The organism is Cupriavidus sp. 10L43_2, assembly GCF_056395265.1.
In genome coordinates this window covers 84,484-102,264 of the sequence record NZ_JBFTJE010000012.1, presented here as the reverse complement: position 1 = coordinate 102,264, position 17,781 = coordinate 84,484, and the positions used below count along the sequence as shown (strand labels likewise).

Below are 17,781 nucleotides of genomic sequence, written 5' to 3'. Positions count from 1 at the left end.
ATACGTACTATCATCTAATGCTGCATTGCGACAATCCTTCTGCTACAATTCGGGAAAACCCCATAAGGGTAATCCCTCAAGGAAGGAAGCCATGAACACCCAATCCGACATCAAGATGACCGATCAACTCGAACGCGACCTGATCGAGCGCGAACTGGGCACGCAAAGCCTGGGTTTTGCCAACGACGTGAAGCGCGTTGTGGCTGCTGTGCAGAATGTTTTCTCCCGCCTGCAAGCGGAAGCGCGCAAGGCCAAGGTCGTCTACGCGAACGGTTAATCCGGTCAGAACACCCCTGTAGTGCCTGCGGCGCCTCCTGGCGCCGCCATTGAAAAGCCGACCCGCCGTACAGCCCTTCGAGGTGTGCGGCGGGTCGGCTTTTGGCTTTTTTGGTGATTAACGCGTCACTTCGATGCGATCGACACGATCCGGGTAGAAGGCCAGATGATTAGCGATCTGGGCAACCGCCTGATGGGGCGATTCGTAGGTCCACACGGCGTTGTCCGTGCGGGTGCCGCCGGCGGGAATGCTGTAGTAGGCCGCATCGCCTTTGTAGGGACAGTGGCTGGTGTGCTGGGTGCGCGTCAGTCGAGACATGTCCACGTCTTCGCGCGGAATGTACTGGACTGGCGGGTATGAGGCCTCGGCGAGCGTCAAGGCGCGGCGGGTATCGGCAACCACACGGCCCGCTACGGTCACCACCACGCGCCCGCCCTGGGGCGTGATCGTGATCGGATGATCCGGGCCGGGAATCCTGACGGATTTGTCGGCGGATTTGTCGGTCATGGCAGACCTCCCTAAGAAAGGAGGCGCGGCGATCAGGCCGCGCCTCAAAGAAAAAACCGCCACGGAGGTGACGTGAGGCCGAAAAGGGAGAGAAGAGCCTCGGCCTCGGAATGGACGATAGCAAGCGCGGCCGGCCCGGCATAGCACGCGCGAGGGAACACACTCTTCTCGTGGATTAAACAATCCACCCCAACATTCCAAAACAAAGCCCCGCACTGGGCGGGGCTGCTGGGGCTGTTGGGGCTAGGCGGGATCGAAAACTATCGATCAATCAAAACGATAGCGATTGACCGCCTGCTGACTGTTCCTCGATCCACAGCGACAGCCGCACCTTGTACGCCTGCTGGATATGGCGCCGGGCGATCTGCTCGGCCTGCGCCGGGTTGCGGGCCTCGAGCGCTTCCACCAGCGCCAGATGTTCCTCGTATGAGCCCCGGGCGCGGCCCGGCACGRCCAGCGTGGAGCGGCCGAGCAGCGCCATCGACTCGTGCAGCGAGCGCAAGGTCTTCAGCAGATAGCGATTGTGCGCGCAGCGGTGCAGCGTCTCGTGGAACAGGCGATTGTTGACCGCCAGCTTGTCGGGATCTTCGGCGAAGGCCAGGTCGCGCTCGACAATATCGCGCAACAACGAGATTTCCACATCGGTGGCGTGGCGGGCAGCCAGCGCGGCGGCAGTGGATTCGAGCACCTCACGCATGACATACAGCTCGCTCACCATGCTGGCGTCGAGCCGCGTCACCATCATGCCGCGATTCGGCTCGTTGACGACGAGCCCTTCGGACTCGAGCCGCGACAGCGCCTCGCGCACCGGCGTGCGCGACAACCCTAGCGATTCGGCCAGTTCCACCTCGCGCAGGCGCGTGCCGGGCGGCAGGTGGCCGGCCTGGATCGCGCCCCGGAGTTGTTGGTAGGCCCGTTCGGAACGCGGCAGCGACGCGCTCTGGTCGCCGTCGGCGCCGGCAAGATCCGCAGGAAGCATGGATGCGTGTGAGTGGGGATGACAGCAAAGACAGCCATCATACCCGCTCGGGCAGGCGGCTCGCCAGCCACCGCGCCCGAATACCCGATATCAGGCCGGCGGCGACGCCGCGCGCCGGCTGCGCCGCCGTCGCGCCAGCATATTCAACGCCTCCACGCCGCACGAGAACGCCATCGCTGTATAGATGTAGCCCTTCGGTACGTGGTGACCCAGCCCGTCGGCAATCAGCGTCATGCCGATCATGATCAGGAAGGCCAGCGCCAGCATGATGATGGTGGGATTGGCGTTGATGAAGTTCGCCAGCGGCGTGGCCGCGAACAGCATCACGGTCACGGCGGCGATGACGGCCACGAACATGATCGGCACGTGGTCGGTCATGCCTACGGCGGTGATGATGCTGTCGACCGAGAACACGAGGTCGAGCACCAGGATCTGGCCGATGGCCATCGCGAAGCCAGGCGCGGCGCGGGCGACCATGCCTTCCTCGCCGTGCCCGGGCTCGGGCGCGACGTGCTGATGGATCTCACGCGTGGCCTTCCAGACCAGGAACGCGCCCCCGGCGATCAGGATGATGTCGCGCCACGAAATGCCCTTGCCGAGGAGCGTGAAGACCGGCTCGGTCAGCGCCACGATCCACGCAATCGTCGCCAGCAAGCCCAGGCGCATCACCAGCGCCAGGCTGATCCCCAGCCGTCGGGCCTTCTCGCGCATGGCCTCGGGCAGCTTGTTGGTCAGGATGGAGATGAAGATGAGGTTGTCGATGCCGAGCACGACCTCCATGGCCACGAGCGTGGCCAGTGCGGCCCAGGCGGCCGGGTCGCGCGCCAGCGCGAGTAGCGATTCCATGCGAACTCCTTGGTTGGGGTGGGCTGGGGCAGGGCTACCCGAAAGCGGACTACCAGGATCATGGTAGCGCACGCCGGCGGTGCAGGGGACATCAGATAGGGCGAGATTGAGGTTGTGAAACGCCAAGACTGGAATATAGTATGTGATATATCAAAATAATACCGGTCATCACAACCATCGAGGAGACAACCCATGAAGATCTGTATCTATGGGGCAGGGGCAATTGGCGGCTACATGGGCGCGCAGTTGGCGCTCGCGGGCGCCGACGTGAGTTTTATCGCACGCGGGCCGCATCTGGCGGCCATGCAGGCCAACGGCGTGCGCCTTCATATCGAAGGCGAGGAGCGCGTGGCGCGCGTGCGCTGCACCAGCGATCCGCGCGAGCTGGGTCCGCAGGACTATGTGTTCATCACGCTCAAGGCGCACCAGGTGCCCGGCGTGGTGGATCTGATGCAGCCGCTGCTCGGGCCGGAAACGGCAGTCGTGACCGGCGTCAATGGCATTCCCTACTGGTACTTCCACAAGCATGGCGGCGAGTTCGCCGGGCGCACGCTGGAGAGCGTGGACCCAGGCGGCAAGCAGTGGCGCGGCCTCGGGCCGGAGCGGGCGATCGGCTGCGTGCTGTATCCGGCCGCCGAGATCGAGGCGCCGGGCGTGATCCGCCATGTCTACGGTAAGAAGTTTCCTATCGGCGAGCCAGATGGAAGCCGTTCCTCGCGCGTGACGCAACTCGCCGACCTGATGGTCAAGGCGGACCTCGACGCGCCCGTGCGCGACAACATCCGCGATGAGATCTGGCTCAAGCTGTGGGGCAACCTCTGCTTCAATCCGATCAGCGCGCTGACGCATGCCACGCTGGACATCATCACGTCCGACCCAGCCACGCGCGCGCTGTCGCGCCAGATGATGCTGGAGGCCAAGGCGATTGCCGAGCGCTTTGGCGTGCACTTTCGGGTCGATGTGGAGCGGCGTATCGACGGCGCCGGCGCGGTGGGGGCGCACAAGACCTCGATGCTGCAGGACCTGGAGGCCGGCCGGGCGATGGAAATCGACCCCCTGCTGACCGTGGTGCAGGAGATGGGCCGGATGATCGGCCAGCCTACGCCGATGGTCGATGCCGTGCTGGGGCTGATCAAGCAGCGCGACAGGATGGCGCAGGGCGGTCAGACTGCGCCGCCCGTGCCGGTGGCGCGCGCGGCATGACGCGGGAGAAATCCCCGGCGATGTGGTGATCTTGATATACCATATACGAAAGGCCGGACCCGCCCCTTTCTCACCCGTTCGGGTTCTTGACGCGCGATCATCGACGAGATTGATGAGCAAACCGCATGGCGCCATGCCAAACTGGACACCATGCGTCCGCGCGTCAGGTCCCGGCAGTGGAGTGGGGCGGGACGCCGCCGGAGGCCGCCTCGGCCCCCGGGGCGCCGGTCATAGACGAGTGCATTCATGTCCGCCCAAACACCCGAAGTCCAGCCCGCCGGCCTGACCCTGTCGCTGCAGCCGATCAACGCGGGCGCCAGCCTACGCGACCAGGCCTATGCGATGCTGCGCCAGGCCATTGCCGATGCCGATATCTATCAGTCGCGAGAGGAAGTGCGGCTGGACGAGCGCGTGCTGTCCGAAGCGCTGGGCGTGAGCCGCACGCCGATCCGCGAGGCGATGACGCTGCTCGAGCAGGAAGGCTTCCTGCGCACGGTGCCGCGCCGCGGCATCTACATCATGCGCAAGACCAAGCGCGAGATCGTGGAGATGATCCAGGTCTGGGCCGCGCTGGAGAGTATGGCGGCCCGCCTGGCCACGCTCCATGCCACCGACGAGGAAATCGGCAAACTGCGACACATGTTCGACAGCTTCCGAGACTCCACGCCAGCCGAACACATCGAAGAGTATTCCGACGCCAACATCGTCTTTCACCAGGCGATCGTGCAGCTATCGAAGTCGCAGATCATCATGGACGCGATCAAGAACATCTTCGTCCATGTGCGTGCGATTCGGAAAATGACGATCTCGCAGAGCGACCGCGCCGCGCGGTCGATCGTCGATCATCTGCGGATTATCGAGGCGCTGGAGAAGCGCGATACGGAGCTGGCCGAGAAGCTGGTGCGCCAGCACTCGCTGGACCTGGCCGACTACGTGGAAAAGAACTGCGACTTCCTGGACTGACTGCCAGCCACGTCATGCACGCCCCCTCGCCCAGCCCATGACGGAGCGCGGGCATTGTTCCGCGATGTGGCCGAATCTTCTTGCGCCCCAACAGCTTTACGGCACGTTGGGGCGTTTTCTTTGGCACGTTCTTTGGCACTTTTCCTTGGCTGTTTGCCGATCTCGCAGGGGCGGGGGCTGTCCTTGGAACGGCCTCTGCGTCATCCGCAACGCCTCCCCGGCTCGCACAGCCACCGCCAGCGTAGGCACCGCAAGGCTTTATGCGCATTTGCTGCGATGCAGCGTCGAAACTTCCATGATTCGGGTTTAAACCCTCTTGCATCTTGCTGATATACCACATACTGTATGTCAAAAGAGCGAAGCACAAATCAGGAGACGAGCATGGCCGAGGCTACCAACCAAAGTCAGAGCAGCACCATGGCGCAACGCAAAGCCCTGGACGGCATTCGCGTCCTGGACATGACGCACGTTCAGGCCGGCCCCTCGGCTACGCAGTTGATGGCCTGGATGGGCGCCGACGTGATCAAGGTCGAATTGCCCGGACGCGGTGACATCACGCGCAGCCAGCTGCGTGACGTGCCCAACGCTGACAGCCTGTACTTCACCATGCTGAACAGCAACAAGCGTAGCCTGACGCTCAATATGAAAACGCCGGAAGGCAAGGCACTGCTGGAAGACCTGATTCAGCAGAGCGATGTGCTGATCGAGAACTTCGGTCCGGGCGTGCTGGCCCGCGCCGGATTCGACTGGGAACATATCCAGGACCTGAATCCGCGCATGGTCTATGCGTCGATCAAGGGCTTCGGTCCCGGCCCCTACCAGGACTGCAAGGCGTATGAAAACGTGGCCCAGTGCATGGGCGGTGCGGCATCGACGACAGGCGAAGCCAGCGGCATGCCATTGGTGACGGGCGCGCAGATCGGCGATTCGGGTACGGGCGTGCACTGCGTGGTCGGGATCCTGGGCGCACTGCTGCAGCGCGAGCATTCGGGGCGCGGCCAGCGCGTGGAAGTCGCCATGCAGGACGCCGTACTGAACCTGTGCCGCGTGAAACTGCGCGACCAACAGCGCCTGGATGCCGGCCCGCTGCGCGAGTACCCCAACGATCAGTTCGACGACCACGTGCCGCGCGCGGGCAATGCGTCGGGCGGCGGCCAGCCGGGCGCTGCGCTGCGCTGCGCGCCGGGCGGTGCGAACGACTACGTCTACGTCATCATCCAGCCGCAGGGCTGGGAGCCGCTGATGCGCCTGTGCGGCCGCGAAGATCTGATCACCGATCCGGAATTCGCCACGCCTGAAGTGCGTCTGAAAAAGCTCGCCGCGTGCTTCGGCATCATCGAGCAATGGACCCTGGGCCACACCAAGTTCGAGGTGATGAACGCACTCAACGAGGTGGATGTGCCGTGTGGCCCGATATTGTCGATGAAGGACCTGATCGGGGACCAGTCGATGTACGAGCGCGGCTTCCTGATCGAGCTGGAGCACCCGGTGCGCGGCAAATACGTGCAGCTCGGCTCGCCGATCACACTGTCCGACTCGCCGGTGAACGTCGAGCGCTCGCCGCTGCTGGGGGAGCACACCAACGAGATCCTCGAATCGCTGGGGCGGTCGCCGGCCCAGATTGCTGCGCTGCGCCTGGCGGGAGCGATCTGACCCGAGGCGTCCGGCCCCGGCCGGTGCCTCGTCTCCACAGCCCCTGACGGGGGTCTCTCCATTCTCTGCTGAAAGAGCAGGCGCGGCACGCTCGCGCCTGTCAGAGGAGTTCTGCCGTGCAAACCTGGATTCGCTTCCGCCGTCCTGATGGCGACGCCGCTTATGGCCGGCTTGACGAGGGTGATGCCGACCGCGTCATCGAATGCGATGGCCCTGGCTATACCGATCCTCGCCCCACGGGCAATAGCTACAGCTACGCCTCGCTGGACCTGCTGGCCCCGTGCCAGCCGGGCAAGATCGTGGCGCTGTGGAACAACTTTCACGCCCTCGCGGCCCGGCTGGAGAAAGCGGTGCCCGTGCATCCGCTGTTCCTGCTGAAGCCGGCAAGTTCGCTGGCCGGCCCCGGCGACGGCATCCTGCGTCCGAGCGGGTATACCGGCAAGATCGCCTACGAAGGCGAACTCGGCATCGTCATTGGCCGCGAATGCCGGAATGTGCCGCTCGCCGAAGCTGCCTCGCACATCTTCGGCTACACCATCGTCAATGACGTCACGGCGAGCGAGCTGCTCAATGCCGATCCCAACTTCCCGCAGTGGACGCGCGCCAAGGGTTCCGACACCTTCGGTTGCGTCGGTCCGGCCATTGTCTCCGGCTTTGACTGGCGAAGCGCCAGCGTGGTAACGCGTCTGGACGGCGTCGAGCGCCAGAACTACCCGTTGTCCGATATTGTTTTTTCGCCCGAGGAGCAGGTCAGCCTGCTGTCGCGGGACATGACGTTGATGCCGGGCGACGTGATCGCCGTCGGCACCTCGATCGGGGTCGGGTCGATGAAGGAGGGTTCTGTGGTGGAGGTGTCGATCCGCGGGATCGGCTCGCTGGTCAACCATGTGCGCGGCTGAACGAGCCAGTTTGCGAAGGCGGGAGCTCGGTAGTTTCCCTTATCTGGTTGCGTAATTTCGGGGAAATGCTGCGGCGCATCGACGAAAGTTCGCATCAGTGCTTGCTGAATACTGATATATCACATACCGTATTTGCCAAAGGTCGCTGCCTGTAGCGAATCGTCAAGGAGGAGACATCGTGAAGTCCGAAGTAGCCAGGCGGGCGCGAGAACGACCGCTGAAGACACCTTGAAGCAGAAGTTTTCCAATCCCCGTCAATTTGTATAGAAGGATGCAACCATGGCAGAAGTCGGAAACGAGCTGCAGCGTCAGGCTGGCGAAGAACATCAGGCACAAACCGATGGTTTTCATCTGGTCATCGAAGCGCTGAAGCTGAACGGCATCGAGAACATCTACGGCCTGCCCGGTATTCCGGTCACGGATCTGGCCCGTCTGGCGCAGGCCAACGGCATGCGCGTTATCAGCTTTCGTCATGAGCAGAATGCCGGCAACGCCGCAGCGATTGCCGGCTTTCTCACGCAGAAGCCGGGCGTTTGCCTGACCGTGTCTGCGCCCGGCTTCCTGAACGGGCTGACGGCGCTGGCGAATGCGACCACCAACTGCTTCCCGATGATTCTGATCAGCGGCTCGAGCGAGCGCGAGATCGTCGATCTGCAGCAGGGTGACTACGAAGAGATGGACCAGCTGGCTATCGCCCGTCCGCACGCCAAGGCTGCCTTCCGCGTGCTGCACGCTGAAGACATTGGTGTCGGTATCGCGCGTGCCATCCGCGCCGCCGTGTCGGGCCGTCCGGGTGGTGTGTACCTGGACCTGCCGGCCAATCTGCTGGGCCAGTCGATGGAAGCCGAGCGTGGCCGCAAGTCGTTGATCAAGGTGGTGGACCCGGCCCCGCGCCAACTCCCTGCACCGGACTCGATCGACCGTGCTGTCGCGCTGCTGAAGAGCGCCAAGCGCCCGCTGATCCTGTTGGGCAAGGGTGCCGCATACGCTCGCGCCGATGCGGATATCCGCGCGCTGGTCGAGAAGACCGGCATTCCGTACCTGCCGATGTCGATGGCCAAGGGCCTGCTGCCCGATACACACCCGCAATCGGCCTCGGCCGCACGGTCGTACGTGCTGGCGGAAGCTGACGTGGTGATGCTGGTCGGCGCCCGCCTGAACTGGCTGCTGTCGCACGGCAAAGGCAAGACCTGGGGCAAGCCGAAGCAGTTCATCCAGATCGACATCTCGCCGACCGAGATGGACAGTAACGTGGCCATCGCCGCGCCCGTAGTGGGTGACATTGGTTCGTGCGTATCGGCAATGCTCGACAAGATCGGCAACGGCTTTGCCAAGCCGGGCGCCGATTGGCTGAACGCGGTGGACGAACGCAAGGACAAGAACCTGGCGAAGATGGCCGAGACCTTGTCCAAGGATGTGTCGCCGATGAACTTCCATAGCGCGCTGCGCGCGCTGAAGGACGTCGTCAAAGCCAATCCGGGCATCTCGTTTGTCAACGAAGGCGCCAACACGCTGGACTACGCCCGTGCCGTGATCGACATGTACGAGCCGCGCAAGCGCCTCGACGTGGGCACCTGGGGCGTGATGGGTGTGGGCATGGGCTACGCGGTCGCTGCGGCGGTCGAAACCAGCAAGCCTGTCCTCGCGCTGTGCGGTGACAGTGCGTTCGGCTTCTCGGGCATGGAGGTGGAAACTATCTGCCGCTACAACCTGCCGATCTGCATCGTCATTTTCAACAATAACGGCGTCTACAAGGGTATCGACGTGAATCCGACCGGCGGCAACGATCCGGCGGTCACGATGTTCGTCAAGGGGGCGCGCTACGACAAGATGATGGAAGCGTTCGGTGGGGTTGGTCACAACGTCACCACACCGGCGGAACTCGAAGCCGCGGTGAACGAAGCCTTGCGGTCGGGCAAGCCCACGCTGGTCAACGCCGTCATCGACCCGGCTGCCGGTACCGAAAGCGGTCGTCTGACCAATCTGAATCCGCAGAGCGCGGCCAAGAAGTAATCCACCCCAGTTTCACCCTCTATTCCATCAGGAGAGCGATTGTGAACCTCCCACTCAACGGCATCAAGATCATCGACTTTACGCACGTGCAAGCCGGCCCCGCCTGCACGCAGCTTCTCGCATGGTTCGGCGCAGACGTCATCAAGGTGGAGCGCCCCGGCTCCGGCGACGTCACCCGCACGCAATTGCGCGACATTCCCGACGCGGACGCGCTGTACTTCACCATGCTGAACAGCAACAAGCGCTCGCTGACGCTGGACACCAAGAAGCCGGAAGGCAAGAAGATCCTGGAGCAGTTGATCCGCGAATCGGATGTGCTGGTCGAGAACTTCGGCCCCGGTGCGCTTGACCGCATGGGCTTCTCCTGGGAGCGCATCAAGGAACTGAACCCGAAGATGATCGTGGCATCGGTCAAGGGCTTCAGCGACGGCCACCACTATGAAGACCTGAAGGTCTACGAGAACGTGGCACAGTGCGCTRGCGGTGCCGCGTCGACCACCGGTTTCTGGGACGGCCCGCCGACCGTGTCGGCCGCCGCCCTGGGTGACTCGAACACCGGCATGCACCTGGCCATCGGCATCCTGACCGCGATCATCGGCCGCCAGCAGACCGGCCAGGGTCAGAAGGTTGCCGTATCGATGCAGGACGCCGTGCTGAATCTGTGCCGCGTGAAGCTGCGCGACCAGCAGCGACTGGACCGCCAGGGCTATCTGGAAGAGTATCCCCAGTATCCGCACGGCACGTTCAGCGACGTGGTGCCCCGTGGTGGCAACGCCGGCGGTGGCGGCCAGCCGGGCTGGGTGCTGAAGTGCAAGGGTTGGGAGACCGATCCCAACGCCTATATCTACTTCACCATCCAGGGCCACGCCTGGGAGCCGATCTGCAAGGCACTGGGCAAGGAAGAGTGGATCAGCGATCCGAACTACAACACGCCCAAGGGCCGTCAGCCGCATATCTTCGAAATCTTCAAGACCATCGAAGAATGGCTTGCCGACAAGACCAAGTACGAGGCGGTGGACATCCTGCGCAAGTTCGATATTCCCTGCTCGCCGGTGCTGTCAATGAAGGAACTCGCGGCGGATGAATCGCTGCGCAAGAGCGGTTCGATCGTGGAAGTCCCGCACAAGGAACGTGGCACCTACCTGACCGTGGGCAGCCCGATCAAGTTCTCGGCCATGAAGCCGGAAATCACCGGTTCGCCGCTGCTGGGCGAGCACAGCGAGGAAGTGCTGGCCAGCCTGGGCTATGCCGCCGAGGAGATCTCCCGTCTGCGTGAGTCGCAGGTGATCTGAGCCAGGCGCCAGCACTGCCAGTGCCCAATGTGACAGCGGGTCACACCTGGAGCGCCGGGGAATGCGTAGACGGGACGTAACGCACCCTGGCGCTTCATGGTTTGGACGCCAAGCTGAGGGACCGGCATGGCCGACAGTGCCACAATGACAGCCCGGACCCCTGGTGGCGAACCTCGCCACCCCCCATTCGCCTGGAAAGCTCAGGAAAGACCAAGACCATGCAGACCGCGATCGACTATGAACAGCTGGTGTCGGCCATCGGCGACGCCGTGATCATCTCCGGCGCCGACGGTGCCATCACGTTATGGAACCCGGCCGCCGAGTACATGTTCGGCTACACCCGAGAGGAGGCCCTGGGCAAGTCGCTGGATCTGATTATTCCCGAGCGCCTGCGTGCGCGCCACTGGGAGGGCTACGACAAGACCATGGCAACGGGCCAGACCCGCTACGGCCATGACTTGCTCAAGGTCCCGGCGATCAACAAGAACGGCGAAGCGATGTCGATCGCTTTTACCGTGGCGCTGCTGCACGGGCAGGGCGGGGAAATCACCGGCATCGTGGCGGTGATCCGTGACGAGACCGTGCGCTTCCAGGAAGAGCGGGCGCTGCGCAAGCGCATCACGGAACTGGAAGCCAGGACGGGCGCCGAGGCAGGAGCCGGCTGACTCACCGGACGCAGTTGCAGCATGGCGCAGGAACGATAAGGCCGGGCGATTCTCCGGCCTTTTCCGTTTCTACGTTCACGCGCTGGCCAACGCCAGGTTTCGTCTGAGCGGGGCGCGTTCCGATGCCTGCTTCATTGCCGCCGCCATGGTCGCACCCAGCTCCGCTGGCGACCCGGCGACATGGATGCCGGCTTCGCGCATGGCGTTGACCTTCGCTTCCGCCGTGCCCGTCCCGCCCGAGATGATCGCGCCGGCGTGCCCCATGCGGCGTCCCGGCGGCGCCGTGGTGCCGGCGATAAAGCCCGCCACCGGTTTGCGCCTGTGCGCATCGCGCAGGAACTGGGCTGCCTCTTCCTCCGCCGATCCGCCAATCTCGCCAATCATGAGGATGCCTTCGGTCTTGTCGTCGGCCAGGAACATCTCCAGGCAGTCGATGAAGTCGGTGCCGTTCACCGGATCGCCGCCGATGCCGATGCAGGTCGATTGCCCCAGTCCGGCCGCCGTGGTCTGCGCCACGGCCTCATAAGTCAGCGTGCCCGAGCGCGACACCACGCCGATCTTGCCCGGTGTATGGATGTGGCCGGGCATGATGCCGATCTTGCATTGCCCCGGCGTAATTACCCCCGGACAATTCGGGCCAACCAGGCGGCTGCCGGACCCCGACAGCGCACGCTTGACCCGCACCATGTCCATCACGGGAATGCCTTCGGTGATGCAGACGATCAGCGCGATGCCGGCATCGACCGCTTCCAGGATGGCATCGGCGGCGAACGGTGGCGGCACATAGATGACCGAGGCGTCGGCGCCTGTGGCATTGGCGGCAGCGGCCACGGTATCGAAGACCGGGAGGCCCAGGTGCGATTCACCGCCCTTGCCGGGCGTGACGCCGCCCACCATCTTCGTGCCATAGGCCAGTGCCTGTGCCGAATGGAATGTGCCTTGTGCGCCGGTAAAGCCCTGGCAGATCACGCGGGTGTCTTTGTCGATCAGCACGGCCATTTCACTTTCCTCCCTTCTTCGATGGGTGCGTGCGCACGGCGGACACGACTTTCTCGGCCGCATCGGCAAGATCCTTGGCCGAGACGACCGGCAGGCCCGAATCTCGCAGGATCTTCTTGCCGAGGTCGACGTTGGTGCCTTCCAGCCGCACCACCAGCGGCACGGTCAGGTCCACTTCGCGCGCCGCGGCCACCACGCCTTCGGCAATCACGTCGCAGCGCATGATGCCGCCGAAGATATTGACGAGAATCCCTTCGACCCTGGGATCGGCCAGGATCAGCCGGAACGCCGCGGTGACGCGCTCCGTCGTGGCGCCGCCGCCTACGTCGAGGAAGTTGGCCGGCTCGCCGCCATGGAGCTTGATGATGTCCATCGTGGCCATCGCCAGGCCTGCGCCATTCACCATGCAGCCGATGTTGCCGTCCAGCCGCACGTAGTTCAGGGCGTGCCGGGCGGCTTCGGTCTCGGCCGGGTCTTCCTCGCTCTCGTCACGCATGGCATCGATGTCGGGATGGCGGAAGAGGGCGTTATCGTCGAAACTGAACTTGGCGTCGAGCGCCATCACGTCGCCGCTGCCGGTGACCACAAGCGGATTGATCTCGACGATCGACGCGTCGAGTTCGGTGAACGCGCGGTAGGTCGAGAGGATAAAACGGGTAGCCGCGCCCACCTGCTTGCCCGACAGCCCCAGGCCGAATGCCAGCCGGCGTGCATGAAACGGCTGGATGCCGCTGGCCGGATCGATTGCCACCTTCAGGATTTTCTCGGGCGTGCGTGCGGCAACCTCCTCGATCTCCATGCCGCCTTCGGTGGACGCCATGATCGTGATGCGCGACGTGGCGCGGTCGATCAGGATGCCCAGGTAGAGCTCGCGCGCGATGTCGCAGCCTTCCTCGACGTAAAGGCGCCGCACTACCCGGCCGGCCGGGCCGGTCTGCCTGGTGAGCAGGGTCTTGCCCAGCATCTGCGCGGCGCTCGAGCGGACGTCATCGATCGACTTCACCACGCGCACGCCGCCCTTACCCGAGCTGTCATCCGCGAAGCGGCCGGCACCGCGGCCGCCAGCGTGGATCTGCGACTTCACCACCCAGACCGGGCCGCCCAGCTTGCGGGCGGCATGGGCGGCCTCGTCTGGTGTAAAGGCCACGCGGCCGTGCGGTACAAGCACGTCATAGCGCCTGAGCAACTCCTTGGCCTGATATTCGTGAATGTTCACGTGTCTCCTCGGTTGAAAAGCGCCGCGGGCCGCAGGTCGGGACCCGCCTGTTCAGTTCTTCGCGGCGTAAAATACTATATGTAATATATCAATAATAAAATCATGCCGAAACTGGGTGCGAGCTGAATCGCGCAAAAGGGATGTCCGCGCTGACAAGGCCATCGCATCAATCGCGCAAGATTGATCGCAAAGCCTTCTATGTTGCGGGTTAACGCTCGTGTATGCCGCAGGATCTATTGCGATGCGGAATGAAAAGTCTGAACCGCGCTGCATTTTCTTCTTGTTGTGTCGTGATATATCACATACGTTATCCAGCAAGCGCGCACGGGAATACTCAAGGAGACAACGCATGAATAACAAAGCACTCGACGGTGTCCGCATCCTGGACATGACGCACGTGCAGGCCGGCCCCTCGGCCACCCAGCTGATGGCCTGGCTGGGCGCCGACGTGATCAAGGTGGAACTGCCCGGGCGGGGCGACATCACGCGCAGCCAGCTGCGCGACGTGCCGAACGCCGACAGCCTCTACTTCACGATGCTGAACTCCAACAAGCGCAGCCTCACGCTGAACATGAAGACGCCCGAGGGCAAGGCGCTGCTGGAAGACCTGGTGCAGCGCTGCGACGTGCTGGTGGAGAACTTCGGCCCCGGCGTGCTCGACCGCGCCGGTTTCGACTGGGACCGCCTGCAGGAGTTGAACCCGCGCCTGATCTACGCGTCGATCAAGGGCTTCGGCCCGGGGCCGTACGCGGACTGCAAGGCGTACGAAAACGTGGCCCAGTGCATGGGCGGCTCGGCCAGCACGACCGGTACCGAGGATGGTGCCCCGACGGTGACCGGCGCGCAGATCGGCGACTCGGGTACCGGCGTGCACTGCGTGGTCGGCATCCTGGCCGCGCTGCTGCACCGCGAGCATTCGGGCCGTGGCCAGCGCGTGGAAGTGGCGATGCAGGATTCGGTGCTGAATCTCTGCCGCGTGAAACTGCGCGACCAGCAGCGCCTCTCGGCCGGTCCGCTTAAGGAATTTCCGAACGAAACCTTTGGCGACTATGTGCCGCGTGCCGGCAATGCGTCGGGCGGCGGCCAGCCGGGCGCCGCGCTGCGCTGCTCGCCGGGCGGGGCCAACGACTACGTCTACGTGATCATCCAGCCGCAAGGCTGGGAGCCGCTGATGCGCCTGTGCGGCAGGGAGGACCTGATCACCCATCCGCAGTTCGCCACGCCGGAAGCGCGCCTGAAATGCCTGGGCGAGTGCTTCTCCATCATCGAAAAGTGGACCAAGACCAAGACGAAATTCGAGGTCATGGACGCCCTGAACGAGGTGGACGTGCCGTGCGGCCCGATTCTCTCGATGAAGGACTTGATCGAGGACGAGTCGATGTTCGACCGCGGCTACCTGGTCGAGCTGGACCACCCGGAGCGCGGCAAGTACGTGCAGCTGGGTTGCCCGATCACGCTCTCTGCCTCGCCCGTGGAAGTGGAACGTTCGCCGCTGCTGGGCGAGCACACCGAAGAAATCCTCGACTGGCTCGGCCGCTCGCCGGCCCAGATCGCGGCGCTGAAGGCGGCCGGCGCGGTCTGAGCCGCGCCACCTCTCGAATGATTGTCTGCAATGCCTGAACAGATGGAGACCTGACATGGCACATGACAAGGATGCGGTACGCAAGATTCTGGCGACCGTGAAGGAAGAGGGGCGCGCTGCGCTGACGGCGCCCGAGGGCAAGCTCGTCTGCGACGCCTATGGCATCTCGGTGCCGGGCGAGGGCGTGGCCAAATCGCCGTCGAACGCGGTGGAATTGGCGACGAAGATGGGTTTTCCGGTGGTGATGAAGATCGTCTCGCCGGACATCCTGCACAAGACCGAAGCCGGCGGCGTGCTGGTGGGCCTGAAATCGGCGGCGGATGTGGAGCAGGGCTACCGCACCATCATCGAGAACGCCAAGAAGTACAACGCCAACGCCGAAATCATCGGCGTGCAAGTGCAACAAATGATCACAGGCGGCCAGGAAGTGATCATCGGCGCCGTGACCGATCCGTCGTTCGGCAAGCTGGTGGCGTTCGGCCTGGGCGGCGTGCTGGTGGAAGTGCTCAAGGACATCACCTTCCGCATGGCACCGGCCACCAACGAAGATGCGCTGTCGATGCTGGACGGCATTGCCGCTGCCGAGGTGCTCAAGGGCGTGCGCGGCGCCGACCCGGCCAACCGCGAGGCGCTGGCCGGCATGATCGAGCGCATGTCGCAGCTCGTCAGCGATTTCCCGGAGATTTCCGAGCTGGACCTGAACCCGGTGTTCGCCAGCAAGGACGGCGCCATCGCCGCCGACGTGCGGATCGTGGTGGACTTCTCGCCGCAGCCGGAGAAGTACCGTCCGACGCAGGAACAGATCGTCAAGCAGATGAACCGCATCATGCGCCCGGACACGGTGGCGGTGATCGGCGCGTCCGCCGAGGACGGGAAGATCGGCAATTCGGTGATGAAGAACCTGATCAACGGCGGCTACCAGGGCAAGATCTACCCGATCCACCCCAAGGCCGAAGAGATCATGGGCATGACGGCCTACAAGAGCGTGCTCGACGTGCCGGGCAAAATCGATGTGGCGGTGTTTGCGATCCCGGCCAAGTTCGTGGCCCAGGCGCTCGAGGAAGTCGGCAAGAAGGGCATTCCCGGCGCCGTGCTGATTCCGTCCGGGTTTGCCGAAACCGGCAACGTGGAAGGGCAGGACGAGATCGTGGCGATTGCCCGCAAGCACGACATCCGCCTGATGGGACCGAATATCTACGGTTTCTACTACACGCCGAAGAACCTTTGCGCCACGTTCTGCACGCCGTATGACGTGAAGGGCAAGGCGGCGCTGTCGTCGCAGTCGGGCGGTATCGGCATGGCCATCATCGGCTTCTCGCGCTCGGCCAAGATGGGCGTGTCGGCCATCGTCGGCCTGGGTAACAAGTCGGATATCGACGAAGACGATCTGCTCACCTTCTTCGAGCAGGACGACAACACCGAGATCATCGCCCAGCACTGCGAGGACCTGAAGGATGGCCGCGCCTTTGCCGAGGTGGCGCGCCGGGTGTCGAAGAAGAAGCCGGTGGTGGTGCTCAAGGCTGGCCGGACCAGCATGGGCGCGCGGGCAGCCAGCTCGCACACCGGCGCGCTGGCCGGCAACGACCGCATCTACGAGGACGTGTTCAAGCAGGCCGGCGTGATTCGGGCGCGCTCGCTGCGCGACCTGCTCGAGTTCGCGCGCGGCATTCCCAAGCTGCCGACGCCGAAGGGCGAGAACGTGGTCATCATCACGGGCGCGGGCGGGTCGGGCGTGCTGTTGTCCGATGCCTGCGTGGACAACAACCTGTCCCTGATGACGATGCCGGACGACCTCGACGCAGCGTTCCGCAAGTTCATCCCGCCGTTCGGCGCGGCCGGCAATCCGGTGGACATCACCGGCGGCGAACCGCCCACGACGTACAAGAACACGCTGCGCCTTGGCATGGAAGATCCGCGCATCCACGCGATCATCCTCGGCTACTGGCACACGATCATCACGCCGCCGATGGTGTTCGCCCAGCTGGTCATCGAGGTGAAGGAAGAGATGGCGGCGAAGGGCATCGAAAAGCCGATCGTGGCGTCGCTGGCCGGCGACGTGCAAGTGGAGGAAGCTGCCGAGTACCTGTACGAGCACGGCGTGCCGTCCTACGCGTACTCGACCGAAATCCCGGTGGCGGTGCTCGGCGCGAAGTACAAGTGGGCGAGGGGAGCGGGCAAGATCTGATGCGGTCCGCCCCGCCGGCATAGCCAGACCTGCCGGCATCTCCAGCACAACCAGCCCCCAGCGAGACAGCAACCGTTGGGGGCATTTGATAAACGAAGGGGCAAATGCGACAGGCCGTTCCCGAGGGAACGGCCTGTCTGGTATTGCGCGACGAATCGTAAAGGGAAATCGTAAAACGCCTAGTTCATGCCGGTGCCGGACATCGCACGCAGGTATTCGTTCTTCTTGTCGAAGATCAACTGGCTCAGGAACGGCGCGTCGTAGGCGTTGAGCAGATGCGCGTGGTGTTCCTCGACATAGCGGGCCACGCGGGTCTTCTCGCATTCGATGCCGCAGAGCCACTCGAACATCGGCATGTCCCAGCGGAAGCGCAGGCCCAGTTCGGCGAAGGCGGCGTTGAAGGCGGCGAGTTGCAACGTACGATCAGGGCCCGTGGCGCCGGCGACGGGCGACGAAACGGACGCGGAAGACGCGGCGGGATGCAGTGGGTTCATGATCGTCT

Annotated in this window: 16 protein-coding genes; 10 read left to right on the top strand and 6 right to left on the bottom strand. The window is 63.9% G+C overall.

The genetic code is table 11. From position 1 onward, the window contains the following. Positions 1-91: 91 nt before the first annotated feature. A complete protein-coding gene (locus tag AC1DEL_RS17695) occupies positions 92-277 on the top strand; it encodes a hypothetical protein (protein WP_092299706.1) in 186 nt (61 codons plus the stop codon). A gap of 117 nt (positions 278-394) precedes the next feature. Here the strand turns inward: AC1DEL_RS17695 and AC1DEL_RS17690 are convergent, their stop codons facing one another. The 3 genes from AC1DEL_RS17690 to AC1DEL_RS17680 all read right to left on the bottom strand — a co-directional run bounded on the left by AC1DEL_RS17690 (position 395) and on the right by AC1DEL_RS17680 (position 2,609). Further along, on the bottom strand, positions 395-784 hold the full coding sequence (locus AC1DEL_RS17690) for a DUF427 domain-containing protein (protein ID WP_477126064.1): 390 nt from the start codon (positions 782-784) through the stop codon (positions 395-397). 271 nt (positions 785-1,055) lie between these two features. Then, positions 1,056-1,763, bottom strand: a complete 708-nt coding sequence (locus tag AC1DEL_RS17685) for a GntR family transcriptional regulator (protein ID WP_477159139.1) — start codon at positions 1,761-1,763, stop codon at positions 1,056-1,058. Positions 1,764-1,853: 90 nt separating this feature from the next. Then, on the bottom strand, positions 1,854-2,609 hold the full coding sequence (locus AC1DEL_RS17680) for a TerC family protein (RefSeq protein WP_092299715.1): 756 nt from the start codon (positions 2,607-2,609) through the stop codon (positions 1,854-1,856). Between the two features lie 192 nt (positions 2,610-2,801). Between AC1DEL_RS17680 and AC1DEL_RS17675 the strand changes: the two genes are divergently transcribed. From AC1DEL_RS17675 to AC1DEL_RS17645, 7 genes are all read left to right on the top strand, one after another. Continuing rightward, positions 2,802-3,812 carry a 2-dehydropantoate 2-reductase gene (locus AC1DEL_RS17675; RefSeq protein WP_092299718.1) on the top strand — a complete coding sequence of 337 codons (1,011 nt, stop codon included), beginning with the start codon at positions 2,802-2,804 and terminating at the stop codon, positions 3,810-3,812. Positions 3,813-4,058: 246 nt separating this feature from the next. Continuing rightward, positions 4,059-4,775, top strand: a complete 717-nt coding sequence (locus tag AC1DEL_RS17670; RefSeq protein WP_092299721.1) for a GntR family transcriptional regulator — start codon at positions 4,059-4,061, stop codon at positions 4,773-4,775. 381 nt (positions 4,776-5,156) lie between these two features. Then, a complete protein-coding gene (frc, locus tag AC1DEL_RS17665) occupies positions 5,157-6,428 on the top strand; it encodes a formyl-CoA transferase (RefSeq protein ID WP_441644339.1) in 1,272 nt (423 codons plus the stop codon). Between the two features lie 116 nt (positions 6,429-6,544). Then, entirely contained in the window at positions 6,545-7,327 is a 783-nt protein-coding gene (locus AC1DEL_RS17660) for a fumarylacetoacetate hydrolase family protein (protein WP_144197074.1), read from the top strand. Positions 7,328-7,606: 279 nt separating this feature from the next. Further along, the gene (oxc, locus tag AC1DEL_RS17655; RefSeq protein WP_092299727.1) at positions 7,607-9,340 is read left to right on the top strand and encodes an oxalyl-CoA decarboxylase; all 1,734 of its coding nucleotides are present in this window, start codon (positions 7,607-7,609) and stop codon (positions 9,338-9,340) included. Positions 9,341-9,381: 41 nt separating this feature from the next. Further along, positions 9,382-10,632, top strand: a complete 1,251-nt coding sequence (gene frc / locus AC1DEL_RS17650) for a formyl-CoA transferase (RefSeq protein WP_477159138.1) — start codon at positions 9,382-9,384, stop codon at positions 10,630-10,632. A 218-nt stretch (positions 10,633-10,850) separates the two neighbouring features. Further along, positions 10,851-11,297, top strand: a complete 447-nt coding sequence (locus AC1DEL_RS17645; protein WP_144197077.1) for a PAS domain-containing protein — start codon at positions 10,851-10,853, stop codon at positions 11,295-11,297. Between the two features lie 75 nt (positions 11,298-11,372). Here the strand turns inward: AC1DEL_RS17645 and sucD are convergent, their stop codons facing one another. Together sucD and sucC are read right to left on the bottom strand one after the other, a co-directional pair. After that, positions 11,373-12,296, bottom strand: coding sequence for a succinate--CoA ligase subunit alpha (gene sucD / locus AC1DEL_RS17640; protein ID WP_092299735.1), 924 nt, complete (start codon positions 12,294-12,296; stop codon positions 11,373-11,375). Position 12,297: 1 nt separating this feature from the next. Next, complete coding sequence (gene sucC, locus AC1DEL_RS17635) at positions 12,298-13,512, bottom strand: ADP-forming succinate--CoA ligase subunit beta (RefSeq protein ID WP_477126063.1); 1,215 nt, start codon at positions 13,510-13,512, stop codon at positions 12,298-12,300. 349 nt (positions 13,513-13,861) lie between these two features. On the opposite strand from sucC, the gene frc (AC1DEL_RS17630) reads away from it, so the two are divergent. Next, the gene (gene frc, locus AC1DEL_RS17630) at positions 13,862-15,094 is read left to right on the top strand and encodes a formyl-CoA transferase (protein ID WP_092299738.1); all 1,233 of its coding nucleotides are present in this window, start codon (positions 13,862-13,864) and stop codon (positions 15,092-15,094) included. Between the two features lie 55 nt (positions 15,095-15,149). Further along, on the top strand, positions 15,150-17,279 hold the full coding sequence (locus AC1DEL_RS17625; protein WP_441593463.1) for an acetate--CoA ligase family protein: 2,130 nt from the start codon (positions 15,150-15,152) through the stop codon (positions 17,277-17,279). A gap of 179 nt (positions 17,280-17,458) precedes the next feature. Here AC1DEL_RS17625 and AC1DEL_RS17620 read toward each other — a convergent pair whose 3' ends face one another. Beyond that, positions 17,459-17,773 carry an HAD family hydrolase gene (locus AC1DEL_RS17620; RefSeq protein WP_454757756.1) on the bottom strand — a complete coding sequence of 105 codons (315 nt, stop codon included), beginning with the start codon at positions 17,771-17,773 and terminating at the stop codon, positions 17,459-17,461. Between the last annotated feature and the right edge of the window lie 8 nt (positions 17,774-17,781).

Bases quoted from the DNA above. Each gene is read 5' to 3' on its own strand.
- oxc (WP_092299727.1), top strand. From the start codon at position 7,607: ATGGCAGAAGTCGGAAACGAGCTGCAGCGTCAGGCTGGCGAAGAACAT.
- AC1DEL_RS17620 (WP_454757756.1), bottom strand. From the start codon at position 17,773: ATGAACCCACTGCATCCCGCCGCGTCTTCCGCGTCCGTTTCGTCGCCC.
- AC1DEL_RS17680 (WP_092299715.1), bottom strand. From the start codon at position 2,609: ATGGAATCGCTACTCGCGCTGGCGCGCGACCCGGCCGCCTGGGCCGCA.
- AC1DEL_RS17690 (WP_477126064.1), bottom strand. From the start codon at position 784: ATGACCGACAAATCCGCCGACAAATCCGTCAGGATTCCCGGCCCGGAT.
- AC1DEL_RS17625 (WP_441593463.1), top strand. From the start codon at position 15,150: ATGGCACATGACAAGGATGCGGTACGCAAGATTCTGGCGACCGTGAAG.
- AC1DEL_RS17695 (WP_092299706.1), top strand. From the start codon at position 92: ATGAACACCCAATCCGACATCAAGATGACCGATCAACTCGAACGCGAC.
- AC1DEL_RS17645 (WP_144197077.1), top strand. From the start codon at position 10,851: ATGCAGACCGCGATCGACTATGAACAGCTGGTGTCGGCCATCGGCGAC.
- frc (WP_441644339.1), top strand. From the start codon at position 5,157: ATGGCCGAGGCTACCAACCAAAGTCAGAGCAGCACCATGGCGCAACGC.
- frc (WP_092299738.1), top strand. From the start codon at position 13,862: ATGAATAACAAAGCACTCGACGGTGTCCGCATCCTGGACATGACGCAC.
- sucD (WP_092299735.1), bottom strand. From the start codon at position 12,296: ATGGCCGTGCTGATCGACAAAGACACCCGCGTGATCTGCCAGGGCTTT.
- AC1DEL_RS17670 (WP_092299721.1), top strand. From the start codon at position 4,059: ATGTCCGCCCAAACACCCGAAGTCCAGCCCGCCGGCCTGACCCTGTCG.
- AC1DEL_RS17675 (WP_092299718.1), top strand. From the start codon at position 2,802: ATGAAGATCTGTATCTATGGGGCAGGGGCAATTGGCGGCTACATGGGC.